Source organism: Phytobacter cepae, from assembly GCF_054165735.1.
Genome location: NZ_CM135107.1, coordinates 1254753 through 1280614, shown reverse-complemented (window position 1 = coordinate 1280614; position 25862 = coordinate 1254753). Strand labels below are relative to the sequence as shown.

General features: G+C 50.2%; 23 protein-coding genes. 16 read left to right on the top strand and 7 right to left on the bottom strand.

Features of this window, described 5'->3' with window-relative positions; translation table 11 throughout:
* Window positions 1-362: 362 nt before the first annotated feature.
* On the top strand, window positions 363-1982 hold the full coding sequence (gene nadB, locus ACUY4Q_RS06010) for an L-aspartate oxidase (protein WP_458046153.1): 1620 nt from the start codon (window positions 363-365) through the stop codon (window positions 1980-1982).
* Here the strand turns inward: nadB and trmN are convergent.
* Window positions 1967-2704 carry a tRNA(1)(Val) (adenine(37)-N(6))-methyltransferase TrmN gene (trmN, locus tag ACUY4Q_RS06005; RefSeq protein WP_458046152.1) on the bottom strand — a complete coding sequence of 246 codons (738 nt, stop codon included), beginning with the start codon at window positions 2702-2704 and terminating at the stop codon, window positions 1967-1969. The genes nadB and trmN overlap by 16 nt on opposite strands.
* Before the next feature lie 130 nt (window positions 2705-2834).
* On the opposite strand from trmN, the gene srmB reads away from it, so the two are divergent.
* Window positions 2835-4169 carry an ATP-dependent RNA helicase SrmB gene (gene srmB / locus ACUY4Q_RS06000; RefSeq protein WP_458046151.1) on the top strand — a complete coding sequence of 445 codons (1335 nt, stop codon included), beginning with the start codon at window positions 2835-2837 and terminating at the stop codon, window positions 4167-4169.
* Window positions 4170-4214: 45 nt separating this feature from the next.
* Here the strand turns inward: srmB and grcA are convergent, their stop codons facing one another.
* Window positions 4215-4598 carry an autonomous glycyl radical cofactor GrcA gene (grcA, locus tag ACUY4Q_RS05995; protein WP_458046150.1) on the bottom strand — a complete coding sequence of 128 codons (384 nt, stop codon included), beginning with the start codon at window positions 4596-4598 and terminating at the stop codon, window positions 4215-4217.
* A gap of 315 nt (window positions 4599-4913) precedes the next feature.
* Here grcA and ung point away from each other — a divergent pair, with 315 nt between their 5' ends.
* Window positions 4914-5603, top strand: a complete 690-nt coding sequence (ung, locus tag ACUY4Q_RS05990; protein WP_458046149.1) for a uracil-DNA glycosylase — start codon at window positions 4914-4916, stop codon at window positions 5601-5603.
* A 44-nt stretch (window positions 5604-5647) separates the two neighbouring features.
* Here the strand turns inward: ung and ACUY4Q_RS05985 are convergent, their stop codons facing one another.
* The 4 genes from ACUY4Q_RS05985 to ACUY4Q_RS05970 form a co-directional block, all read right to left on the bottom strand.
* The gene (locus tag ACUY4Q_RS05985; protein ID WP_458046148.1) at window positions 5648-6559 is read right to left on the bottom strand and encodes a helix-turn-helix domain-containing protein; all 912 of its coding nucleotides are present in this window, start codon (window positions 6557-6559) and stop codon (window positions 5648-5650) included.
* 101 nt (window positions 6560-6660) lie between these two features.
* A complete protein-coding gene (locus ACUY4Q_RS05980) occupies window positions 6661-7875 on the bottom strand; it encodes a CaiB/BaiF CoA transferase family protein (protein WP_458046147.1) in 1215 nt (404 codons plus the stop codon).
* Window positions 7872-9152: an MFS transporter gene (locus tag ACUY4Q_RS05975; RefSeq protein WP_458046146.1), complete on the bottom strand. Its 1281-nt coding sequence runs from the start codon at window positions 9150-9152 to the stop codon at window positions 7872-7874. The genes ACUY4Q_RS05980 and ACUY4Q_RS05975 overlap by 4 nt, the downstream gene beginning before the upstream one ends.
* A 210-nt stretch (window positions 9153-9362) precedes the next feature.
* Complete coding sequence (locus tag ACUY4Q_RS05970; RefSeq protein WP_458046145.1) at window positions 9363-10529, bottom strand: acyl-CoA dehydrogenase family protein; 1167 nt, start codon at window positions 10527-10529, stop codon at window positions 9363-9365.
* A 495-nt stretch (window positions 10530-11024) separates the two neighbouring features.
* On the opposite strand from ACUY4Q_RS05970, the gene ACUY4Q_RS05965 reads away from it, so the two are divergent.
* Genes ACUY4Q_RS05965 through ACUY4Q_RS05925 form a run of 9 tightly spaced genes read left to right on the top strand, consistent with a single transcriptional unit; the run spans window position 11025 to window position 19154 of the window.
* Window positions 11025-12173 (top strand): acyl-CoA dehydrogenase, encoded by a 1149-nt coding sequence (locus ACUY4Q_RS05965; RefSeq protein WP_458046144.1) that lies wholly within the window; start codon window positions 11025-11027, stop codon window positions 12171-12173.
* A gap of 8 nt (window positions 12174-12181) precedes the next feature.
* Window positions 12182-12946 (top strand): electron transfer flavoprotein, encoded by a 765-nt coding sequence (locus ACUY4Q_RS05960; RefSeq protein ID WP_458046143.1) that lies wholly within the window; start codon window positions 12182-12184, stop codon window positions 12944-12946.
* 20 nt (window positions 12947-12966) lie between these two features.
* On the top strand, window positions 12967-13902 hold the full coding sequence (locus tag ACUY4Q_RS05955; protein WP_458046142.1) for an FAD-binding protein: 936 nt from the start codon (window positions 12967-12969) through the stop codon (window positions 13900-13902).
* Window positions 13903-13942: 40 nt separating this feature from the next.
* A complete protein-coding gene (locus ACUY4Q_RS05950) occupies window positions 13943-15235 on the top strand; it encodes an FAD-dependent oxidoreductase (protein WP_458046141.1) in 1293 nt (430 codons plus the stop codon).
* A complete protein-coding gene (locus ACUY4Q_RS05945; protein ID WP_458046140.1) occupies window positions 15232-15516 on the top strand; it encodes a ferredoxin family protein in 285 nt (94 codons plus the stop codon). The genes ACUY4Q_RS05950 and ACUY4Q_RS05945 overlap by 4 nt, the downstream gene beginning before the upstream one ends.
* Before the next feature lie 53 nt (window positions 15517-15569).
* On the top strand, window positions 15570-15728 hold the full coding sequence (locus tag ACUY4Q_RS05940; protein ID WP_458046139.1) for a hypothetical protein: 159 nt from the start codon (window positions 15570-15572) through the stop codon (window positions 15726-15728).
* Window positions 15725-16891, top strand: coding sequence for an MFS transporter (locus ACUY4Q_RS05935; protein WP_458046138.1), 1167 nt, complete (start codon window positions 15725-15727; stop codon window positions 16889-16891). The genes ACUY4Q_RS05940 and ACUY4Q_RS05935 overlap by 4 nt, the downstream gene beginning before the upstream one ends.
* A 13-nt stretch (window positions 16892-16904) precedes the next feature.
* Window positions 16905-18605, top strand: a complete 1701-nt coding sequence (gene fadK / locus ACUY4Q_RS05930; RefSeq protein WP_458047271.1) for a medium-chain fatty-acid--CoA ligase — start codon at window positions 16905-16907, stop codon at window positions 18603-18605.
* A gap of 12 nt (window positions 18606-18617) precedes the next feature.
* Window positions 18618-19154, top strand: a complete 537-nt coding sequence (locus ACUY4Q_RS05925; RefSeq protein ID WP_458046137.1) for a desulfoferrodoxin family protein — start codon at window positions 18618-18620, stop codon at window positions 19152-19154.
* Window positions 19155-19228: 74 nt separating this feature from the next.
* Here the strand turns inward: ACUY4Q_RS05925 and ACUY4Q_RS05920 are convergent, their stop codons facing one another.
* The gene (locus tag ACUY4Q_RS05920) at window positions 19229-20302 is read right to left on the bottom strand and encodes a tRNA/rRNA methyltransferase (protein WP_458046136.1); all 1074 of its coding nucleotides are present in this window, start codon (window positions 20300-20302) and stop codon (window positions 19229-19231) included.
* 204 nt (window positions 20303-20506) lie between these two features.
* Here ACUY4Q_RS05920 and trxC point away from each other — a divergent pair, with 204 nt between their 5' ends.
* From trxC to pssA, 4 genes are all read left to right on the top strand, one after another.
* Window positions 20507-20926: a thioredoxin TrxC gene (gene trxC / locus ACUY4Q_RS05915; RefSeq protein ID WP_458046135.1), complete on the top strand. Its 420-nt coding sequence runs from the start codon at window positions 20507-20509 to the stop codon at window positions 20924-20926.
* Between the two features lie 69 nt (window positions 20927-20995).
* Entirely contained in the window at window positions 20996-21694 is a 699-nt protein-coding gene (locus ACUY4Q_RS05910) for a tRNA-uridine aminocarboxypropyltransferase (RefSeq protein WP_458046134.1), read from the top strand.
* 32 nt (window positions 21695-21726) lie between these two features.
* Window positions 21727-24387 (top strand): bifunctional acetate--CoA ligase family protein/GNAT family N-acetyltransferase, encoded by a 2661-nt coding sequence (locus ACUY4Q_RS05905; protein WP_458046133.1) that lies wholly within the window; start codon window positions 21727-21729, stop codon window positions 24385-24387.
* A 114-nt stretch (window positions 24388-24501) separates the two neighbouring features.
* Complete coding sequence (gene pssA / locus ACUY4Q_RS05900) at window positions 24502-25857, top strand: CDP-diacylglycerol--serine O-phosphatidyltransferase (protein WP_458047270.1); 1356 nt, start codon at window positions 24502-24504, stop codon at window positions 25855-25857.
* Window positions 25858-25862: the final 5 nt, after the last annotated feature.

Genomic DNA, 25862 nt, shown 5'->3' with positions numbered 1-25862 from the left:
CCACTCCATCACTGCAACATGAGCAAGCAGCCAATTAGAGGGTAGGTACGTTTAAAAGTTCCGTTACGCCTTTGTTTTTCTTTCGTTCTGCAGACTTTTCATTATGACTCATTATAAGTCTACCAACGCCGAACTCTGTATTTATGCTGATAAAAGAACCCAGGACCGCCAGAGAGTAACGCAATACCGCCTTTTTTTCATCACCTAATCAATTTCACTTAATTTTGCGTCAACGGCATCATCTTTATGCTTTCCACCCTCTGAATGTTTAGTCTTCAGTACAAGCTGTAAAAAAAACGTACGTTAAGCTCTATGATAGTGCTATGCTGCCGTTACATTGTTTAGTAAATTAAACACGAACTATGAAAACATCCTCAGAACTATCCTGCGATGTGCTGGTTATTGGCAGCGGCGCTGCTGGCCTGTCCGTTGCTTTGCGTCTTGCTGAGCAGCACAAGGTTATTGTGTTAAGCAAAGGCCCTGTGAGCGAAGGCTCAACCTTCTATGCGCAAGGCGGAATCGCTGCGGTTTTCGATGAGACCGACAGCATTGAATCCCACGTTGAAGACACGCTGATTGCCGGGGCTGGTATTGTTGAACGCGCGGCTGCTGAATTTGTCGCCCGCAACGCGCGCCAGTGCGTTCAGTGGCTCATCAGTCAGGGCGTGCTGTTTGATACTCAGACTGATGCCAATGGCGGTGAGCGTTATCACCTGACCCGTGAAGGCGGTCACAGCCATCGCCGTATACTTCACAGCGCCGATGCCACCGGAAAAGAGGTGGAAAATACGCTGGTCAGTAAGGCCCTGAACCATCCCAATATTCATATTTTTGAACGCAGCAATGCCGTCGATTTAATTGTGTCCGACAAGATTGGCCTGCCTGGTACCCGACGTATTGTCGGCGCATGGGTATGGAATCGGAATAAAGAGAGAGTGGAGACCTGCCACGCCAAAGCCGTGGTACTGGCTACCGGTGGTGCCTCAAAAGTGTATCAGTACACCACCAACCCGGATATCGCCTCTGGCGACGGGATTGCGATGGCATGGCGTGCAGGCTGCCGGGTTGCCAATCTCGAATTTAACCAATTTCACCCAACGGCGTTATTCCATCCACAGGCGCGAAATTTCTTGCTGACTGAGGCACTGCGCGGTGAAGGTGCGCATCTCAAGCGCCCCGATGGGACCCGCTTTATGCCCGATTTTGATGAACGTGGCGAGCTGGCCCCGCGAGATATCGTGGCCCGCGCCATCGATCATGAGATGAAACGTCTCGGCGCAGATTGCATGTATCTCGATATCAGTCATAAACCAGCAGCGTTTGTACGCCAGCATTTTCCAATGATTTACGAGAAGTTATTAGGTCTGGGTATCGATTTAACCAAAGACCAGGTACCCATCGTACCGGCAGCGCACTACACCTGTGGCGGGGTGATGGTTGATGAACATGGCCGTGCGGATGTCGATGGCCTCTATGCCATCGGCGAAGTCAGTTACACCGGGCTACACGGCGCCAACCGTATGGCGTCTAACTCCCTATTGGAATGTCTCGTCTATGGCTGGTCCGCAGCAGAGGATATTGCCCAACGCATCCCGCAGATTCAGGGGATAAATCCCTTACCGGCCTGGGACGAAAGTCGCGTCGATGATGCAGACGAGCGGGTCATTATTCAGCACAACTGGCATGAGCTTCGACTGTTCATGTGGGATTATGTTGGGATCGTGCGCACGACAAAAAGGCTGGAGCGCGCCCTGCGGCGCATCACGCTACTGCAACAGGAAATCGATGAGTATTACGCCAATTTCCGCGTTTCAAATAATTTACTGGAATTACGCAACCTGGTGCAGGTAGCGGAACTGATCGTACGCTGCGCAATGGAGCGTAAAGAGAGCCGTGGGTTGCACTATACACTGGACTACCCGGCTCTGTTGCCCGAGTCCGGGCCAACGGTACTGGCCCCGGCGGGTTACATAAATAAATAGAAGGCCTGTGTTAACGCGGTGTAGCTGTCAGAGTAACGCTGATCTGCACCGCGAATCACCAGCCTGTCGGTAAAGCACTCACCGGGCGCCGGGGAAAATGCCAACATAACGCGGTGCGGCAGGCGAACGTCATATTCGGTCACATCGGTGCGTAAACGAACATGCCAGCCCATTTCCTGCGCTTTTGCAGCAAAGGCGTCACTGACATCCACCGGTAAAATCACACAGAAAAAACCGTCTTCCGTAATCAGCGTCGCTGCGCACTCAAGAAGTGCCGGATGATCTAAGGTCGTGGTATAGCGCGCTTGTTCTCGCTGGGGTGTTGAGCACTCTACGCCCTGAGTAAAGTAAGGCGGGTTGCTGACAATAAGGTCGTAACGCAGCGTTTGCGCCGTTCCCCATTCAACAATATTGGCCTGATGCACATTCATTCGCGATGCCCAGGGCGAGGCCAGTGCATTGTCTTTCGCCTGCGACGCCGCCTCCTCATCCAGTTCGATAGCATCAATGAGGACATTTTCCCCAGTGCGCTGGGCAAGCATTAATGAAATCAGCCCACTTCCGGCACCGATATCAAGAATACGCTTTGCACGAGAGACGGGTGACCATGCACCGAGTAAGATACCATCGGTACCCACTTTCATGGCGCAACGATCGTGTGCAACGAAGAACTGTTTAAACGTGAAGCCATCACGGCGCAAGTGAGCCTTTGGCTGGGGCATCTTTACAACCTCAATACGGAAACAGACGTAGCATAGGGTAAAGCGAAGCGCTGGAAAAGGAATAAGCAGACAAACAGATGAAGATTGCAGCCGTAACGTCTATAATCGGCGCCCCACACAGAGGTAGATAATGACTGTAACGACTTTTTCCGAACTTGAACTTGACGAAAGCCTTCTGGAAGCACTCCAGGAAAAAGGCTTCACACGCCCGACCGCCATCCAGGCTGCCGCTATTCCGCCTGCGCTTGAGGGGCGTGATGTGCTCGGCTCCGCGCCGACAGGTACGGGTAAAACGGCGGCATATCTGCTGCCAGCGTTGCAGCACCTGCTGGATTTCCCCCGTAAGAAATCTGGCCCGCCACGTATTTTGATCCTGACGCCAACCCGTGAACTGGCGATGCAGGTTGCCGACCACGCGCGTGAACTGGCAAAAAACACCCATCTGGATATCGCGACCATCACCGGGGGCGTGGCGTATATGAACCACGCAGAAGTGTTCAGTGAGAACCAGGACATCGTGGTGGCTACGACGGGGCGTTTGCTGCAATACATTAAAGAAGAGAATTTTGACTGCCGTGCTGTTGAGACGCTGATTCTGGATGAAGCGGACCGCATGCTCGACATGGGTTTTGCGCAGGACATCGAACACATTGCTGGTGAGACACGCTGGCGTAACCAGACCATGCTCTTCTCAGCTACCCTCGAAGGGGACGCGATTAAAGACTTTGCCGAGCGTCTGCTGAAAGAGCCTGCTGAGGTCTCCGCCACACCATCCACACGTGAACGTAAAAAAATTCACCAGTGGTATTACCGTGCTGATAATTATGAGCACAAGCTCGCGTTACTCAAACACGTTCTGAAACAAGAAGATGCGACACGTTCTATCATCTTCGTCCGTAAACGTGAGCGTGTGCATGAGCTCGCCGCTCAATTGCGTTCTGCAGGCATCGATAACTGTTATCTTGAAGGTGACATGCCGCAGGTGAAACGCACCGAAGGGATTAAACGTCTGACTGAAGGTCGCGTTAATGTGCTGGTAGCGACTGACGTGGCGGCGCGCGGTATCGATATTCCTGAAGTGAGCCATGTGATTAACTTCGACATGCCGCGCAGTGGGGATACCTATCTCCACCGTATCGGTCGTACCGGACGTGCTGGCCTCAAAGGTACAGCGATTTCTCTGGTTGAAGCGCATGACTATCTGCTGCTGCAGAAAGTGGGCCGTTACATCGAAGAGCCGGTCAAAGCACGAGTGATCGATGAATTACGCCCGACGACGCGTCCGCCGAGTGAGAAAATGACCGGTAAACCGTCCAAGAAAGTGCTCGCCAAACGCGAAGAGCAAAAGCAGAAAGAAAAAGAGAAGCCGCGTGTGAAAAAACGTCACCGCGATACGAAGAATATTGGTAAACGTCGCAAGCCAACGGCTGCAGCCACGTCAGAACCAAAAAGTAGCGAAGAATAAAAAAACGCCGGGCTAGCCCGGCGTTTTCATCTCTGACACCTGAAGTTACAGGCTTTCAGTAAAGGTACGCGCAATAACATCGCGCTGCTGTTCTGGTGTCAGTGAGTTGAAACGTACTGCGTAGCCGGAAACACGGATAGTTAACTGCGGGTATTTTTCCGGGTGTTCAACCGCATCGAGCAGTGTTTCACGACGCAGCACGTTAACGTTGAGGTGTTGACCACCTTCGACGCGCACTTCAGGCTGAACTTCCATCGGAATTTCACGGTATTCAATGTCACCCAGTTTGCTTACGGCAACAACGTCATCTTCGGCAAAACCTGCTTTCGCACATACGCAGCGTGCTTCGCCTTTTTCGTTATCAAGCAGCCAGAAAGAATTCAACAGGTCATCGTTAGCGGCTTTAGTAATCTGGATACCAGTGATCATATTGTGCCTCCCTTAGGCATTATTATTGATTTGGCCGAAACTTCAGCGGCCAATTGGTAAAACCATTGTTGCTTGAGTGTATATATACTCCCCACCAGGCCCTGATTCTTTGATTAAAATCAAAGAAAACCACATGTGAAAGAGGGTCATAGGCAGAATTTATTGTTTTACATCAAGTTACGCCAGCCAGAATTTCTAATTTTTTTATGATTTTTCAAATTAAGTTACACCGAATGAAGGGTAAAACCGATCCCCATTTTGTTCCTGAGAAAGAAGCAGTTAAGCTTAGGTAATGAAGATTCAGTGGAGCGCGCAATGACAACCTCATTAACATGGCACGATGTGCTGGCAGAAGAGAAACAACAACCTTACTTTATAAACACGCTTAACACTGTCGCTGCGGAGCGCCAGTCCGGGGAGGTCATCTACCCTCCCCAAAAAGATGTGTTTAATGCATTCCGATTTACTGAGCTTGGCCAGGTAAAAGTCGTGATTCTCGGCCAGGATCCCTATCATGGCCCTAACCAGGCACACGGTCTCTCTTTCTCTGTACGGCCAGGTATTGCCATCCCCCCTTCTCTACTCAATATGTATAAAGAACTTGAGCAGTCCATTCCTGGTTTCATTCGCCCGCAACATGGCTATCTGGAAAGCTGGGCCCGCCAGGGGGTGCTGTTGCTTAATACGGTCCTTACCGTCCGTGCCGGACAAGCGCATTCCCACGCCAGTCTTGGATGGGAAACGTTCACCGATAAAGTGATTAGCCTGATTAATGAACATCGGGAAGGCGTGGTCTTTTTGTTGTGGGGAGCACACGCACAAAAGAAAGGAGCCATTATTGATGGCGCACGTCATCACGTTCTGAAAGCGCCCCACCCATCGCCACTGTCGGCTCACCGTGGCTTCTTTGGCTGCCACCACTTTGTTCTGGCGAATGAATGGCTGGAGAAGAACGGCGAAAAGCCTATAGACTGGACGCCGGTTTTACCTGCAGAAAGCGAGTAATCCTTATTTCTCCCGCCTCTCAGATATATTAAGGCGGGGAAAACTTAGAGGAACTCCTCGCCCATCGCTATCTCCCTGACCGCCATTTCTCTAAACTGGCTGGGACTCACGCCAGCATGTTTATGGAAGAAGCGGGTAAAATAAGCCTCATCGTTGAAACCCAGAAATGCAGCCAGCTGCTTGATGGATTTAGAGGTGTAGACCAGCTCGCGCTGCGCCTCCTGAATCACTCGCATATTAATGACATCCAAACTGGACATACCCAACGTCAAGCGACACAGGCGAGAAAGATGGCCTGGCGACATACCCATCTCACAAGAATAGTCATTAACCGTAAGCCGTTGGCGAAATTTTTGATCAACGATAGCCAGAAATTTATTAATCTGCGATGCCTTGCGTGAGGAATTATTTATCTGTTGATTTTCATCATTAATCTTACTAATACGTGAAAGATGCACAAACATGGAGATAAACAGCGATGTGCACATCGCTGTTTGGTTGATCATTGGGACGCGCAGCTCTTCCATCATCGAAGAGAAGAGTTTCCAGATAATTTCTTTCTCTTTTGGCACATAATCCAGCGGGATAAGACTGGGACTATGCAGCCTTTTTAACACATCAGATGATAGTATCGTTAAGACGCTTTCGAGCGGGTGTTGAGACGCGGTAATGGTTAATCCTTCGGTATCCGGTGTGTAGGTAAAACCATGAACGGTCTGGGCAGGAACGACAATCAGGCAGGGGGCGCTGGCTTTTTGTCGGGTGCCATTCATCAGCACATCAACCTGTCCGCACTCGATGAATAACACCTGTATTAAAGAATCATGGACGTGAGGACTGGCACGCCAGTTCAACTCCTTCGAACGTAGGGATATGCGTTCAACATTGAAAAAGTTTTCCCAACCCAGCCCTGACTGCTCACCGTATAATGCATAAGTAGGAATAGTGGTTGCCATAAATGCTCCTCTACTTTGCTCCAGCGCTGCTGCACGGCATCGCTGGTCAGATACAAACTTACCTCTGACCAGCACTGCGACCTTATTAAAATAGGGTCTTTTCAGAGGGGTATAATGACTGCACCCTCTTGATTTAGCGTTTGGATTTCCTCTTCTGAGTATCCATATTCCGTCAGAATTTGATGTGAATGATATCCCAATCGTCGGGAGGGTATTATCTGCGCAGGACCCATGCCCTGAATTGTCACTGGTGGTGTCACCAGCACGCGTTGATTGCCTGTAGGATAATCGACATGACGCAAACAATCTGTCGCCCAGGCCTGCTCATCTTCAAGAATCTCGTCTGGCGTAAAGCCTTTCTCATGGGCAAAATCATTCTCTTTTAGCATTTGCATCATTTCATCCAGCGAACGTTTGGCGATTTGTTCGCTGATAATGGTAATGATTTCACGATTTCGCCCCTGCCGATTCACCTCTGCGATATGGCTAAAGTCTGGGCTATCTACCAAGTCATCGCGTCCCAGTAAGCTTATAAATTTATTGAAGAAACGATCATATTCCGGAATGCAAATCACTATCCATCGTCCATCACGGGTTTTGTAGGTGTTGTTAAATGGGTTAGAAACTTCGCAGCGGGATTTTGGATAGACGTTACCGTACTGCGCAGAGGTGACGGCGATACTCATCATAAACAGTGCCGTATGGTGCAGGCTGACCGTAACCTTATCGCCTTTGCCAGAGTGTGTACGGCCATAGAGCGCGGCACAGATACCGGAAACCAGACACATTGATGCCTGAAAATCGCCAAAACCATTCACAGAGTTAATAGGCGTCTCACCGCGCTCATTGGTCGATCCCAAAATGCCCCCCCGGCAAACATAAGCCGTTGCATCAAACCCGGCAGTATCTTTTTCAGGGCCTTGTTCGCCATAACCAAGAATATGCGCGAAGATTAATTGTGGGAAACGTAGATGCAGTTCCTCCCAGGAAAAACCCAGGCGTTCCAGCGCTTTTGTACGATAACTCGTTACCACCACGTCCGCCGTTGAGAGAATGCGATAGGCGATAGCTTTTGCTTCTTCTTTTTTTAAATTCAGGCAAAGAAAACGTTTGTTAGCATTAGAGATATCAAACGCCGGATTTTCATTGTCTTCATACGGCATATTGAACACTGACGCTTGTGTGCGTCCGGGGTCACCTGATGGTGGCTCAATTTTAATCACTTCAGCTCCCCAGTCACCGAGAATTCGCGCCACGGTTGGCGCTGCAAGAAATGATGTTAAATCAACAACTTTAATTCCTTCCAATGGTCTCATAAATGATGTTCCTTCTGGTTTGAATATCCTTGTTGACCCGCAAATGTATTTTCACTACTCACGGTATGTGAATATCCAGGTGCGCCCTTCTGCTCAATCGGTTTAATTCTGGCAACCAACATGAAAAATGCGCCAAGAATAGCGACTCCCGCCCCCAGATAAAGTGCATATTCATATTGCCCGGTTATCTGGATAACCCACCCGGCCAGTACTGGAGAAAGGATCCCAGCCAGTGTGCCAAATATGCCATTAAGGCCCACCAGCATGCCGGTATCTTTTTGTGAGAAAATAATTGGAATTGAGAAATGTGCCGCCATAGTGAAACAGAGGAAGAAGTTTGACGCCGAAATCAGCGTGGCGGCGCTCCATAGGCTATTGGCTCGCGTACCCAATATCAAAAACACACCGGCTAACAATAATCCCAGTATGGGTGATAATTTGCGTCCCACGTTTTGCCCGAAGCGGCGGCAGGCAGCATCCGTAATCAGTCCACCCAGCGGATAGGCCAGAATTGCCACGAGATAGGGTAGCATGGAGTAAATCGCACTCTGTTTAAGATCGATTCCTCGCCCCATTGCAAAATAGGTGGGTAGCCAGGTCATAAACAGAAAGAAGAGATAATTAGTGCAGAAATAGCATAATGAGCAGGCCCAGACAGAAGGAGTGCTCAATATATCCGCTTTAGTTAACGCACTGTCCTGATCTTTTTTCTGAACCGATTGCGCCGCAGTGGCCGTTACCTGCCCGGCAAGAATATAGTCCAGTTCATTTTTACTTATGCGTTTATCCATTTGTGGGCGGCTGTTACCTAACCACCACCACAACAAGCACCACACTAAACCCGGGATCGAAACAATATAAAAAACAGACTGCCAGCTCCATGTCTGAATAATCCATGCAGCCAGTACCATCGCAAAGGCAATACCCGCCGGGCAGCCAATCTGGAGAAAGCCTGTCGCCTTACCTGATTCGCTTTTCGGTACCCAGCGTGCTGCTAGCGAAAAGTTAGCGGGCACTAACAGTCCTTGACCAATCCCAACCAGAATACGCAGCAGCATCATCATGCCCAGCGTTGAACCCAGCGGGGTCATAAAGGTAAAAACAACCCACCATAGCGTGCCGGTCACAAGCACAATTCCGCCGCCGAAACGGTCTGCCAGCAACCCGGCTGGTAACATTGTTATCGCATAGCCAATGAAGAAAGCAGTAGAGACCCAGCCAAACTGGATTGCCGTCCAGCCATATTCCTGCATCAACGCAGGTCCGCACATAGACATACTACTGCGCGCCACGAACATGACGAAATAATCAAAAATTAGCAGAACAATAATGCCCCACCGTCTATTTCCAGGTGATGTACTCATAAGTCACTCTCACGGAAAATTAAGCGTGATCGCATACGCGATAAAAGAGGTACGCGATCGCTGGCAGGGCATCCTGACAATGAAGATTTCAGGATGCCTCTTTGTTGCACTGGCAAGGAAGGGTTAACGAATTTGCCCCGCAGCAGCAATTAGCGGACGCGCAATGGTCAAGCGCTGAACAGTACGTGGGCCTTCTTCAAACCAGAGTGCGCGAGCGTCGCGATACATTCTCTCTATAGGTCCATAAGGGTTATCTTCGAAATAGCCAATGCCACCGAAAATCTCCAGGCAACTGTCAGAGACGGTGCGTACCGTATCAATACCATGCAGTTTGCACATTGCTGAGACCATTTCGATATCTTCGCCACGGTCAAATTTTTGTGCACAATCACGCAGCATCACACGTAGTGCATGAACCTGTGTACCCATATCGGCCAGCGTTTGCTGGATTGCCTGCCGGGCCACCAGCGGTTTACCGAAGGTCACACGATCTTTCGCACGCGCAATTGCCAGTTCAAGGAAACGTTGCGACATCCCGAGGCAGGTTACGGCAATCATTGCTCGGGAATGAGCCAGCGCATCCATGAAAATATCCAGCCCGTCACCCTCTTTGCCCATGATGTTATGCGCTGGTACTTCGCAATTTTCAAAACGCAAATAGGCATGGCCTGCCCCGCGACAGCCCATCATATGTGGCATCGGATCGATGTAATAACCCGGGGTGTTTGTTTCAATGAAAAAAGCAGTCAGGCCACCTTTTTTGCGTTTGCTTTCATCCGTGACCGCAATAACATAGCTACCGTCAGAGATATCAGTATGCGAAATCAACGTCTTGGTGCCGTTGAGGACGTATTTATCCCCTTTTCGCACTGCGGTAGTGCGAATATCCGCACCAGAACCACACTCTGCCTCGGTCAGCGCGAAGTTGATATAAGCATCTTTGTTTGCCAGCAGTGGCAACCATTTCGCTCGTAGGTCGGCGGCCCCATGATCGTACATAATTCGCCAGTTCAGGCCATTTGCATGGTGAAGGTTCATACGCATTCCACCGGGTCCACGGCAGAATTCCTCCATCACCGAAAAGAATTGTTCACAATTCAGTCCTAGCCCACCAAACTCTTCAGGTATTGACAGTCGAAATAAGTCGTTCTTGCGGCATACATCATAATAAGAATCCGGGAAGACATTCGTGCGCTCAACTTCCAGCTGGATTTCCTCCAGCTCCGTTTCCGTTACTTTCCTGATTTTTTGTTTCAATGCTTCCAGTTGCTGTTGAGATAATAAGGACATAGACCAACCCCACTTCATATTTAATGATGAATTCACCCTTGAAGAATTAAGACGATAAAAAATGCAGGTTGAAAAGCACTCCGTGACCTTCTTTCGTCCTTCTTCACATGTTGACCTTATCGATTATAAAAAACAGCACTTAACCATGATATTCACATTTGCGACCAATGATTGGACAAATCGAACATACCGCCCCCATTCAGACCATCCAAAAATAAAATAAAATCAATTCATTAACTGCAAAACACAAACGGAAAAAGAAATATAAAATTAGGAAGCCAGCTCACAAAAACATCGGTAATGTTTGTTTTGTCCAGGATCAAGTCAGATATGTCTATATATCCCCCTCTTTCTCCTAATTATTATCCAAGAAAAAACAGCAAGCCGATTTTATTAAGAAATTGGCCAACGGGAAAATAATCGGCAAAACGGAATGCCATCAATGCCTTTTATTTCGCGAGTCCCCACCGGAGAACCAATCAATGAGGATGCGTCATGGACTTTAGCCTGACTGAAGAACAAGAATTGCTGCTGGCGAGTATCCGGGAGTTAATAACCCGGGATTTTCCCGAGGAGTACTTCAAGCGATGCGATGAAACGCGGACCTTCCCCCGCGAGTTCTTCAACGCCTTAGCCGAAAGCGGTATTGGATTATTAGGCATACCAGAGGAGTTGGGCGGCATTCCCGCCGATATGATGACGCAAGTATTGGTACTGGAAGAGATAGCGCGTATGGGTGCGCCCGCTTACATCATGACCGAAGGACAATGTGTCCACAATATGCAGACGTTTGGCAACGCTGAGCAATTGGCTAAAACAGCAGAAGTGGGACTAACAGGTATCCCGGCTTATTCGCTGGCTTTTACTGAACCCCAGGCGGGTTCCGATAACAACCGCATTGCAACGACTTATACCCGTAAAAACGGCAAAGTTTACCTTAATGGCCAAAAGACTTTTATCACTGGGGCAAAAGATTACCCCTACATGTTGGTACTGGCACGTAATCCGGAGCCAGAGGATGCCAAACGTTGTTTTACTCTCTGGTGGCTGGACCCTAATTCCCCGGGGGTGAAACGCAATAATTTGCATAAAGTCGGCTGGCACATGGTCAGCAATTGCGAAGTCTTCCTCGATAATGTGGAGCTTGAAGAGAGTGCAATGGTGGGTCAGGAAGGTTATGGCTTCATCCACATGATGCAAAACTTCGATATTGAAAGGCTGGTCATCGCAGCCCATTCACTGGGCGTAGCGGAATGCGCGTTTGAGGATGCAGCCCGTTATGCCAACCAACGCATTCAGTTTGGGCAAAATATCGGCCAGTTCCAGATGATTCAGCTCAAACTCACCCAAATGGCCATAAAAATCCAAAACATGAAAAACATGGTCTACCGCACCGCCTGGGAGTGCGATAACGAGATGTCGATGCGCCTCTCTGCCCCCATGTGCAAATTGTATTGTGCGCAGTCTGCATGCGAAGTCATTGACGATGCTATGCAAATACTGGGGGGATTGGGTTATACCGACGACAGCCGTGTTTCACGCTTCTGGCGAGATACGCGTGTAAACCGCATTGGCGGCGGTACTGACGAGATCATGGTCTACATCTCCGCCCGCCAGATCCTGAAACAGTACGATAAACACTAGGATAAGCCATGAGATTTCTTACCTGCTACAAACTGGTACCTGAAGAACAGGATATTGTCATTACCGCTGAAAAAACCCTAACCACAAGTCAGGCCGGGGACAAGATCAGCCCCTTTGACCTTAATGCTATTGAAGCTGCTGTGCAGCTGGCGAAGGATGGCGACGAGGTGCTGGCGCTCAGCGTCGGGGGAAAAGCGTTGAATAACGCCAAATTACGCAAAGATGTCCTCTCGCGTGGGCCAGATGCGCTTTACATGGTCACTGATGAACACCTGTCCAGTTCGCTTCCTTATGAAACTGCACGTGCGCTGGCGGCGGCAAGCCAAAAAATAGGATTCGATCTTCTACTCTGCGGCGAAGGCTCGGGGGATCTTTATGCCCAACAGACAGGATTGCTGGTTGGCGCGATATTAAATATCCCCGCCATTAATGCAGTCAGCCATATTGAGATTAAAGAGGGACATGTCAGCGTCGAGCGCACACTGGAAGATGAAATCGAAGTGTTAGATGTGCCACTCCCTGCGGTGATATGCGTCTCATCCGATATCAATGAGCCTCGTATTCCGTCAATGAAAGCTATCCTCGGTGCCGGTAAAAAAAGCGTGACTCAGTGGAGTGCAGCCGATATTGGCTGGGAGTCAGAAGCCGCTCACGCAGATTTGATAAGCGTCTATGCCCCGGAGCAAACGGAACGTAAACGCATCATCATTGAAGGTGATGGGCAGGATGAAATAGCACGTCTGCGCGATTATCTGACCAACGCGTTAAGCTAAAGGCTCACGGGAATAAAATCATGAATAAAATCAATAAGGTTTGGGTCTTCAGCGACACTACAGAGCGTTATGCCGATCTCCTCTCTGGCGCACGCCAGTTAGGCGAGCACGTCAATGCCGTCATCTGGGATGAACGTGACATTAACGAAGTCAGGCAAGCCGACGCGATCTATCTGTTAGGCGGAAAAAATGACAACCAACGCATCGAAAACTATGCAAAAACGCTGGCAACCCTTGCTGACGAGGGGCAAGAGCAAACCCTTATCCTGCTCGCGGCAACGCGGCGAGGGAAAGGTCTGGCCGCAAAACTCAGCGTGCTATTGCAGGCAGCGCTGATCAATGACGTTGTCTTGCTGGATCACCATGACAACCATCTCTACGCAGAACATCGTATGTATGGCGGCCTGGCCTTTGGGCAGGAGAGGATCAACACCCGCATCGCCGTGATCACCCTTGCAGGGGGGGTCTATGAACCGATAGCGGAAGCAAATACCAGTATGCCGCCGCTGACCATGGTGGACTATATTCCTACCGCCGATGAGGTACTCTGCCGTGAACGACGTACCAAAACTGCTAACAGCGTCGACCTTGGCAAAGCGCGTCGGGTCATTGGCGTTGGACGTGGCTTGATGGCGAAGGATGACCTGCAGATGATCTGGAATCTGGCCTCTGCACTGGATGCTGAAGTGGGTTGCTCCCGCCCTATTGCTGAAGGGGAGCACTGGATGGAGCGTGAACGCTATGTAGGCGTTTCTGGCGTCATGCTTAAATCGGATATTTATCTTGCGCTGGGGATCTCCGGTCAGATCCAGCATATGGTTGGTGGAAACGGAGCCAGGACGATTATCGCTGTCAATAAAGATAAAAATGCCCCTATTTTTCAATACGCTGACTACGGACTGGTGGGCGACATCTACAAAGTCGTACCTGGGTTAACGGAATTATTAAAACGCTAACAATGATGCCGTCACTCAGGTGGCGGCCCAGGAGCAAAGCATGTCGGATGAAAAATTTGATGCCATCATCGTTGGAGCAGGCGTTGCAGGTTGTGTTGCTGCTTATGTGATGGCAAAAGCGGGCCTCGATATCCTGGTCATCGAACGTGGCGACACCGCGGGTAGCAAAAATATGACCGGCGGTCGGCTTTACGCTCACAGTCTGGAAAGCATTATGCCAGGGTTTGCACACTCGGCCCCAGTGGAGCGAAAAATAACCAAAGAGAAAATCTCTTTTCTGACCGCTGGTAGTGCGGTAACACTGGATTTTCATGCGCAACATACAGAGGCACACCCGGAGAGTGAATCATGGACAGTGCTGCGAAATGGATTCGACAGTTGGTTGATGGAGCAGGCAGAGAACGTCGGCGCGCAATTTATAACTGGCGTCAGAGTCGATTCATTAATTCAGGAAAACGGGCGAGTAACAGGCGTACAGGCTGGAGACGATATTCTTGAGGCCAATGTTGTCGTGTTGGCTGATGGCGTTAACTCAATGCTTGGACGCACCATTGGCATGGTGCAACAGTCCGACCCGCACCACTACGCAGTGGGAGTAAAAGAACTCATTTCGCTGCCGACAAAAACTATTCAGGACCGTTTTGGCGTAGCAGAGGATGAAGGCGCAGCCTGGCTTTTTGCGGGTTCACCTTCCGATGGCTTGATGGGTGGCGGTTTTCTTTATACCAATCGCGAATCAGTGTCGCTCGGGCTGGTCTGCGGTCTTGGTGGAATAGAAAACGCACGTAAATCTGTCCCGCAAATGTTGGAAGACTTCAAACAGCATCCCGTCGTTAAACCGCTCATCGAAGGTGGAACCCTACTGGAATATTCCGCTCACCTGGTGCCAGAAGGTGGCATCGCAATGCTACCGAAGCTGGTGGGTGATGGCGTACTGATTGTTGGTGATGCCGCGGGGATGTGCCTGAATCTTGGATATACCGTGCGTGGTATGGATCTGGCTATTGCAGCAGCAAATGCTGCGGCAGAAACGGTAATTGCAGCCAAAGAGATCAACAATTTTAGCCTGGTTCAGTTAGAAAAATATCAACAGAGGCTGGATCAAAGTTGCGTGATCCCGGCTATGCGGCATTACAAGAAAGTACCAGCGTTAATGGAGAATCCCCGTTTATTTGATCAATATCCCCAGATGGCTGCAGATATTATGGCCGATCTTTTCACGATAGATGGCGCGAAACCGACCCCACTTTGGTCGACCCTGCTGAAACGAAGTAAACAAGTCGGGCTGATGAATATCCTGAAAGATTGCATCACTGGAGGACGCGTATTATGAGTACGGTGAATATCGACGTAAAACTGGGCGTAAATAGATTCCGAGTGGATGAAACACATCCGCATATCATTCTGGTTGCCAATCCCGATCGTGAGCAATTTCGTAAGCTAATTAATGCCTGCCCCGCAGGATTATATCGTCAGGATGATGCCGGCAATATCCATTTCGATTATGCAGGCTGCCTGGAATGTGGCACATGCAGGGTACTGTGTGAAGGAACATTATTAGAAAAATGGGAATACCCTCTGGGAACATTTGGCGTTGAGTTCCGCTTCGGCTAATTCCCGTCTCACTCTCACCGGCGAGCATAGCTCTCTGAATTTGGGGAGGACTTATGGCAATTCAGAAAAAAATTGACATCAGTGCAGTGCTCGATAATCAGCCTATCAGCCTATCAGCCGGCAACAGTGGCTCATTGTTTTTCTGGGCTTCCTTGTACTGGGTATCGACGGCTTTGATGTCACATCAATCGGTTTTATTGCACCAGCCTTGATTGATGACTGGCAAATTTCTCGCCACATGCTCGGTCCGGTAATGATGAGTGGATTATTTGGTCTGGCAGGCGGCTCGCTGATTTCAGGGCCACTGGCCGATCGTTATGGGCGTAAGAAATTGATTATCAGCTCCGTGCTGTTTTTTGGTATTAGCAGCCTTTTGTCCGCCTGGTCATGGAACTTGCCCAGCCTGACCTTTTTTCGTTTTATTACCGGCTTGGGACTGGGTGCCGCCATGCCCAATATCACTACGCTGGTGGCGGAATACGCCCCAAAAAAATATCGATCACGCCTTTCAACGGTCATTCACTGTGGTTTTAATACAGGCGCCGCTCTTGGGGGCTTACTTAGCCAACAATTGCTTGGCTCTTATGGCTGGCGCTCAGTATTAATTACGGGGGGCATACTCCCATTACTTCTGGCACTGATATTACTTCGCTATCTCCCGGAATCTATGCATTACCTGGTGCAACATGCCGAAAGAAAACAGGACCTCAGGTATTTACTCAATCGATTTGTTCCTGCTATCGCAGACGAAAAGACCCACTTTTTTACGACCGAGCGGAAAAAAACGCGTACCAGCAGGGCGAAATCGCTTCTTCATTCACCCTATACACTGGGGACATTTGCGCTATGGGTAACTCTTTTTGCCGGGCTGTTCTGCGTATATCTCTTATCCAGCTGGCTGCCGTTGATGATAAGAGACAGTGGTTTAACACTGTCGCAGGCCGTTCTGATGGGTTCGGTGTTCCAGCTTGGCGGAATGCTTGGCAATTTTTGTATCGGTATTGAAATGGATCGTTGGGGCAAACATAACGCCATCATTATGACTCTGACAGTTGGAGCTGTTACCGCCTTTATTTTAGGGTTACATACGCCTTCTCTGCCCGGGCTATGTCTACTGGTGTTGATCCTCGGCTTTACCATTAATGGCATCAGTCCGGGTTGCTATGCATTAGCCGCGCATTTCTACCCCACCTCCATACGTGCCACAGGCGTCGGCTGGGCCACTGGTGTTGGTCGTTTAGGTGCAATATGCAGTGCAGGCACAGGATCCATGATGCTTGCAGCGGGATGGACATTCAGCGAAGTCTTTTTGTTCCTTCCACTTCCCTTACTGGCAGGCGCACTGGCGATGTCCTGCAAAAAAGGCGTCTCGTAATGGCAAACGCCCAATGAGTGGCTGTAAGGCCAGGGATAAAAAAGTGACGATGATAAAAATCAATGAGGCTCGTAAGGTTCATTACCGTAAGCAGGGATTCTGGGGCGATGCGACGCTGGCAGATTACTGGCGGCTCGCAGCGAAGGCGTTTGCCGATAAACAAGCAGTCTGCGATAACCATGGTACCCACTTTACCTATCGTGAACTGGACAACGCAGCCAGCATACTTGCGGCCTGGATGGTGGAACAGGGAATTCAACCGGGAGACAGGGTTGCGTTGCAACTACCCGGTTGGTGTGAATTCACGCTTATCTATCTTGCCTGTCTGAAAAGTGGTGCAGTAGTCGTTCCTCTGCTTCCGGCATTTCGGGAGTCGGAGCTGACCTGGATTTTAAATAAATGTCAGGCACGGATTTTATTTACCCCGACCTGCTTTAAAAATATTTGCTATCTTGAACGGCTTCCTGCTTTAAGGCAGTTCCTTCCCTGTCTGGAAAGTGTGGTTGCGGTCGAAAAACTAGAACCCGCCGGGTACGGCATCACACTTGATCAGATACTTGCGAGCTATGCACCGTTAGCCAGCGACGTCCCCACTGGCAGTGATGATCTGGCCGCTCTGCTTTTTACTTCCGGCACTGAAGGTCATCCGAAAGGCGTGATGCTGACCCACAATAATCTGATTGCCAGTGAACGAGCTTACTGCGCGACACTCCAACTTAACGAGAACGACACAATTCTGATGCCTGCCCCTTTGGCCCACGCGACCGGCTTTATGCATGGCGTGACCGCCCCGTTTATGATTGGCGCGCGTAGTGTGTTAATGGATATCTTTATTGCAGAGCAGTGTCTCGATATTCTTGATCAGGAACAGTGTACCTGCATTATGGGTGCCACCCCTTTCGCCTGCGACTTACTAAAAGCGATGCATTGCCGGGAGCACATTCCCTCTTCATTGCGTTTTTTCCTCTGTGGCGGAACGACGATTCCGGCAACACTGATACGGGATTACCATAAAGTGGGTATCCCGTTATTAAGCGTGTATGGCAGTACGGAGAGCGCTCCTCATGCCATTGTTCGCCCACAAGATTCTTTGCTTCGCATGGTTAATACCGACGGTGCTGCGGTCAAGGGTGTTGAGATAAGAGTGGTCGATAAAAAAAGAAATACGCTCAGGCACCTTGCAGAAGGCGAAGAAGCCTCACGCGGGCCAAATGTCTTTGTCGGTTATTTCAATGAGCCAGAATTAACCGATCAGGCGCTGGATGATGAGGGTTGGTATTACAGCGGTGATTTCTGTCGAATTGAGAAAGAAGGCTATATAAAAATTACGGGTCGTAAAAAGGACATTATCGTGCGCGGCGGAGAAAATATTAGTAGTCGGGAAGTGGAAGATATTTTACTGCAACATCCTGATATCATCGATGCTGCAGTCGTTGCAATGCCTGATAAACGTCTTGGTGAGCGCTCCTGCGCTTATGTCACTTTGAAAAATTCAACGATTCAAATGACACTCGCCGATATTATCGCCTTCTTTTCCCGTAGGCGTATCGCTAAATATAAATACCCTGAGCATCTGGTCATTATCGATAAACTCCCGCGTACCGCCTCAGGAAAAATAAAAAAATTCCTTCTGCGCAAAGATATTATACAGCGCATGACACTGACCGCCGATGAGAGCGAGAAACCCACGCTCGACAAGGTCAATGCTGATTGAATAGGAGAGAGAGTGCTAACCCAAAATAAGTTATCAGGCAAAATGTCGACCCGTATTAAAAATAGTACAAAGCCGCAGTTCATTCAGCATGAGCCGCATTTTTACCGCTGTTCCTGCTGCGGTCAGGTTCTGGTGCAAATATGTTCAGAGAACCAAGGCGCAACGATCCAGTGCTGCGGCGAAATTTTGCACGCATTATCTGCGCATTCTGCGTCCGATGCACTGGCTGAGCAGCACCTTCCGGCGATGACGATATCAGGTGGATTTGAGTCAAACACGCTGACGGTTAATGTCGGTGCGCCACCGCATCCTATGTCAACAGAACACCATCTTGAATGGATCTATATCTATACCTTTCAGGGAGGCCAGTTTCAATTCCTGAGGCCTGGTGCCTTACCAGAAGCCACCTTTGCGCTGGCCGGAAACGATGCCTATGTCTATTGTGACCGTCCGGTGTGCAAAGGAAACAGATGCAAGTTCAACTGTAAGCGGGGATTCACTGCGTATAGCTGGTGTAACCAGCACGGGTTATGGAAGCTTTCATTTTGAAGCGCCATCTGCACTAAATGAAATAGGTGCAGATGGCGTTCACCGCACGCCAGGGGTAGCGCGCAGTTTTACCATTACGCTTTGTTCTGTCGCCACCACTCTGCAAGCAACACACCGGTTGCCACAGACACATTCAGACTTTCAACATTGCCTGAACCATTAATGGAAACACTCAAATCGGCACTGTCGAGTGCTGCATCAGACAGGCCATCACGCTCCTGGCCCAGCACCAGCACCATTTTCTTCGGCAGCGTTGCGCTGAACAACGGTGTACCTTTATGGCTGGAAGTCGTCACAATCGCATAACCTGCTTTGCGGAATCCGTCCAGTGCGTCGATGAAGCTATCACCCGTGATCGCCTGTACGTGCTCTGCGCCACCTTCAGCTGTACGCACCGCAGCACCCGATTCAATCACTGCAGCATCCTGCAGTAGCACGCCTTTTACACCAAAATGCGCGCAGCTGCGCATCATCGCGCCCAGGTTATGCGGGTTACCGATATCTTCCAGTGCCAGCACGCAATCTTCAGTGCCTGCCTGGGAGACCCACTGCTGGACGCTGGTACCACTGCGTTTTTTAATCAGGAAACAGACACCACCGTGGTGCTCGGTACCCGATGCTTTCGCCAGTTCCGCGTCATCAACGACGTGGTAGGCTTTGCGATTTGCCGCCATCCAACGTAGCGCTTCTTTGAAGCGAGGCGTTACACTCTGCACAAACCACGCACGGACAATGCAGTCCGGACGGCTGTTAAAGAGCGCCTGACAGGCATTTTCACCATACACCCGCGTCTCTTCTGCACGCTGGCGACGGATAACTTCAGGGTCGACAAAGCTTTTACCGCTGATACCGCCGTGATCGGCCTTCTCGGTCGCATCTTCAAAAGGTGCCCGGGAAACGGTACGCCACGGAGAATCGTTCTGCGCGCGATCGCGACCACGATCATTACTCCGCTCTTCACGAGCAGGACGGCGACCACTGTTTTTCTCTTCGCGAGCGGGGCGACGGCCTGCGTCGGAACGAGACGATCCACTACGCCCTGGCCCTTTCCCGGTACGCGGGTTTTGGCTGCGTTTATCGGAATCATCATCACTGCGGACATACATCACTTTGACTTTGCCGCTTTTGTTTTTCAATTCATCGTTCATGCTTTTCTCCACCAGCGCTGCGCGAAGCGCGCAGATTACCTGATGTGCTGGCGCTTAGCCATAAATTCGTTCAAAAGCCACTGACTATTATATTCATTGAATAAACCGCATTGTCGTTTAGATCCTCCTCGTCGATAATGTGTAACATATTAGAAACATATCGGCCTTGAGCCATTCTGTATCAACGCTTCCCTGAGGTTAGTTATGAATACCGTATGTGCAAGCTGCCAGGCGTTAAACCGCATTCCTGTAGAACGGGAAAACGATGCCGCTAAGTGTGGTCGTTGTGGTCATGAGTTGTTTGATGGCGATGTTATCAATGCAACAGGTGAGACGCTGGACAAACTGCTGAAAGACGATCTGCCGGTTGTGGTTGATTTCTGGGCGCCGTGGTGTGGTCCTTGTAAAAGTTTTGCGCCGATTTTTGAAGACGTAGCAGAAGAGCGCAGCGGTAAAGTTCGTTTTGTGAAAGTGAACACCGAAGCCGAACGTGAGCTTAGCGCGCGTTTTCGTATTCGAAGCATCCCAACCATTATGTTATTTAAAAATGGTGAAGTGGTGGACATGCTCAGCGGTGCGGTGCCAAAAGCCCCGTTTGACAGTTGGTTGAACGAATCACTCTAATCTTCACGGGGCACATCTCTTGTGCCCCAATCCCCGCTCTGCGACAATGGCGTTTTTCGTGCAACTTCCATGACTGATAACGCTGTTCTTCAACTTCGGGCGATGCGCCTTGCACGCTCAACGCGCCCTTTTCTGGCCCGTGGTAATCGGGTGATCCGCTGCCAGAGTTGCTTACTCCCAAAAAAACGATGTCTTTGTGATACGGTCAAACCTGTTGATGCCCGCAGCCGTTTTTGCCTGGTGATGTTCGATACCGAACCTATGAAGCCCAGCAATACCGGGCGACTCATTGCCGATATCCTGCCGGATACGTTGGCCTTTGAATGGTCAAGGACTGAGCCACCGCAGGATTTGATCGATTTATGCGCCAGCCAGGACTATCAACCTATGGTCGTATTTCCTGCATCCTATGCCGGAAGCGAGCGTCAGGTTTTAGCCGCACCGCCTTCAGGAAAACCCCCGCTTTTCATTATGCTCGACGGCACCTGGACTGAAGCACGCAAGATGTTTCGTAAAAGCCCGTATCTCGATGCCCTGCCGGTTATCTCAGTGGATCTCTCACGGATCTCTGCCTATCACCTGCGCGAAGCCCACGCAGCAGATCAATATTGCACGGCGGAAGTGGCCATTGCATTGCTGGATATCGCCGGCGATGAAGAGGCAGCGGCTGGCCTGGGCAGCCATTTTTCACTTTTTCGCGAACGCTATCTCGCTGGAAAATCGCATCATCAACGACGTATCACAGCAGAAGACGCACAAAACGTTTAAAATCATCAGGTCACTCTATTGCGGAGACCGGTATGAGCCAACGAGGGCTGGAAGCGCTACTACGTCCTAAATCGATTGCGGTGATTGGAGCGTCGATGAAACCGGATCGCGCCGGTTATCTGATGATGCGTAATCTCCTGGGCGGCGGATTTGCCGGACCCGTATTACCCGTCACTCCCGCCTATAAGGCCGTGCTGGGGGTGCTGGCCTGGCCCGAGGTGAGTCAGTTACCGTATGTGCCCGACCTTGCCGTGTTGTGCACCCACGCTAAGCGCAATATGGCTTTGCTGGAAGAGCTGGGGAAAAAAGGGTGCAAAACGTGCATCATCCTTTCAGCTCCGCCCGAACAGCACCCGGAGCTACTTGCCTGCGCCAGCCGCTATCAGATGCGCTTACTGGGTCCCAATAGCCTGGGACTGCTCGCCCCCTGGCAAGGTCTCAACGCGAGCTTCTCCCCGGTGCCCATTACTCGCGGCAAGCTGGCGTTTATCTCTCAGTCAGCGGCTGTATCAAACACCATTCTTGACTGGGCGCAGCAGCGTGAAATGGGATTTTCCTATTTTATAGCACTGGGTGACAGCCTTGATATTGACGTTGATGAGCTATTGGACTTCCTCGCTCGTGACACTAAAACCAGTGCCATTTTGCTCTATCTTGAGCATTTGAGCGATGCCCGTCGCTTCGTTTCCGCAGCACGCAGTGCTTCACGTAATAAACCTATCCTGGTCATCAAAAGTGGTCGTAGCCCGGAAGCTCAGCGGCTATTACAAACGCCAGCAGGACTCGATCTGGCCTGGGACGCAGCTATCCAGCGTGCCGGACTGTTGCGCGTACAGGACACTCATGAACTGTTTTCCGCCGTCGAAACGTTAAGCCATATGCGCCCACTTCGTGGCGATCGTTTGATGATAATCAGTAACGGTGCCGCACCGGCAGCCTTAGCGCTGGATGAACTATGGTCGCGTAACGGTAAGCTGGCCACCCTTAGCGAAGAAACACGGGTGAAACTTCGCGAGGCACTACCGGACTACGTCAGTGTGGGTAATCCGCTCGACCTGCGGGATGATGCCAGTAATGAACGTTACAGTGCTGCGCTGAATATTTTGCTCGACAGCCAGGAGTACGACGCACTGATGGTAATCCATGCTCCCAGTGCCGCCGCGCCGGGAAATGAAAGCGCCCAGACGCTGATCAAAACGCTAAAACTGCATCCACGCGGCAAATTCATTACAGTGCTGACTAACTGGTGTGGTGAGTTTTCCTCTCTGGAAGCACGGCGATTATTCAGCGAGGCCGGGCTACCGACCTATCGTACCCCGGAAGGGACCATCACTGCGTTTATGCATATGGTTGAGTATCGCCGTAACCAAAAACAATTACGCGAAACCCCCACCCTGCCCCTCCATCTGACCGCTAATACTGCAGGGGCGCACAGCCTGCTGCAACAGGCGATTGAGGAGGGAGTAACGACGCTTGATACCCATGAAGTGCAGCCTATTCTGAGCGCATGGGGCATTCAGACTCTGCCGACATGGATCGCAGGAGACAGCGCAGAAGCAGTACATATTGCCGAACAAATTGGGTATCCGGTGGCGCTGAAATTACGCTCACCCGATATTCCACATAAGTCTGAAGTTCAGGGCGTGATGCTCTACTTGCGTACGGCGGCTGAAGTTCAGCAGGCGGCAAACGCTATCCTTGATCGTGTAAAAATGAACTGGCCACAGGCACGAATTCACGGACTTCAGGTACAAAGCATGGCTAACCGCGCAGGCGCCCAGGAACTTCGTGTGGTGGTGGAGCACGATCCGGTGTTTGGCCCCCTGATTATGCTTGGTGAAGGCGGCGTAGAATGGCGAGCACAGGATCAGGCTGCCGTTGCCTTACCGCCGTTGAATATGAATCTTGCCCGATATCTGGTCATTCAGGCGATTAAAAACAAAAAAATTCGCGGACGCAGCGCGCTTCGCACATTGGATATTGCCGTTCTGAGCCAATTTTTGGTCCAGGTTTCAAACCTTATCGTTAACTGCCCCGAAATTCAGCGACTGGATATTCATCCGCTTTTAGCTTCCGGTAATGAGTTTACTGCGCTGGATGTGACGCTGACTGTTGGACAATACAGTGGCGAAGGTGAAAGCCGCCTCGCCATTCGCCCCTATCCACAGCAACTGGAAGAAGGGGTGATCCTGAAAAACGGCGAAGCCTGCCTCTTTCGCCCTATCCTTCCTGAAGATGAACCTCAGTTGCAGCAGTTTATCGCCAGGGTGACTAAAGAAGATCTCTATTATCGCTATTTCAGCGAGATCAACGAATTTAACCATGATGATTTAGCGAATATGACGCAGATCGACTACGATCGGGAAATGGCCTTTGTTGCCGTGCGTAAGGCGGGTGAGTGTGAGGAAATATTGGGCGTGACCCGCGCGATATCCGATCCGGACAATATTGATGCCGAATTTGCGGTGCTGGTACGCTCTGATTTAAAAGGTCTGGGGCTTGGGCGACGTTTACTGGAAAAGCTTATCAGTTATACGCGAGATCACGGACTTAAACGATTGAATGGTATTACTATGCCAAACAATCGCGGCATGATAACGCTGGCGAGAAAACTGGGATTCGATGTCGACATTCAGTTGGAAGATGGGATCGTAAGTTTGTCTTTAAATCTGGTGTCGATCGATGAAACATAAGTAAGGTATTGGAAATGTTGCCGACTTTACCGGGTACTGATGTTATCATCGTCCGCTTCTGTCGATTTCATCGCACAGAGGCCCTTTCAATAAACAGAGAAGATACGCACTGTGATGTTGTCAAAATTCAAGCGTAACAAACATCAACAACACCTTGCCCAACTACCCAAGCTAACTCAATCAGTTGATGATGTAGAGTTTTTCTATTCTCCCTCACACTTCAGGGAGAACCTGCTGGAGAAAATTGCCAGCGCCACACGCCGTATCTGCATTATTGCTCTCTATCTAGAGCAGGATGATGGCGGGAAAGGCATCCTGAGCGCGCTTTATGACGCTAAACGTCTGCGCCCGGAGCTTGAAATTTGCGTTCTCGTTGACTGGCATCGCGCCCAGCGAGGCCGTATTGGTGCTGCCGCATCTAATACCAATGCCGACTGGTACTGCCGTATGGCGCAGGAGAACCCGGGCATTGAGATCCCCGTTTACGGCGTGCCTGTTAACACCCGTGAAGCGTTAGGTGTTCTGCACTTCAAAGGTTTTATCATCGACGATAGCGTCTTCTATAGCGGCGCCAGCCTCAATGATGTCTATCTTCATCAGCATGATAAATACCGTTATGACCGCTATCAGCTCATCCGTAACCCCCAGATGGCGGACATTATGCTGGCCTGGGTGAAACAAAATTTGATTGAAGGCCGCGGCGTTAATCGTCTTGATGATGCGCAACGACCTAAAAGCCCGGAAATTAAAAATGATATACGCCTTTTCCGCCAGGAACTGCGTGATGCGACGTATCATTTCCAGGGCGATGCGGATAACGAGCAGCTGGCCGTTACTCCACTGGTGGGCCTTGGTAAATCCAGTCTGCTGAACAAGACCATTTTCCATCTCATGCCCTGCACGGAAAATCAGCTGATTATCTGTACCCCCTATTTCAACTTACCGGCAGTGCTGGTGCGAAATATTATTCAGCTTCTGCGAGATGGCAAAAAGGTCGAAATCATTGTGGGTGACAAAACGGCAAATGATTTCTTCATCCCGGAAGATCAGCCTTTTAAAATCATCGGTGCGCTGCCTTATCTCTATGAGATCAATCTGCGGCGTTTCCTGAGTCGTCTTCAGTATTACGTCAATACCGATCAATTGGTCGTGCGTTTATGGAAAGACGAAGATAACAGCTATCACCTGAAAGGAATGTGGGTAGATGATGAGTGGGTACTGCTCACCGGAAACAATCTTAACCCGCGCGCCTGGCGTCTGGATCTTGAAAATGCGATTCTGATCCACGATCCCAAAAATCAGTTGATGGCTCAGCGCGACAAAGAGCTGGAACTTATTCGCACACACACAACGGTAGTGAATCACTACCGCGATCTGCAAAGCATTGCCGATTACCCGGTTAAAGTGCGTAAGCTCATCCGCCGTCTGCGTCGAATCCGCATCGATAAACTTATCAGCCGCATTCTCTAAAACCC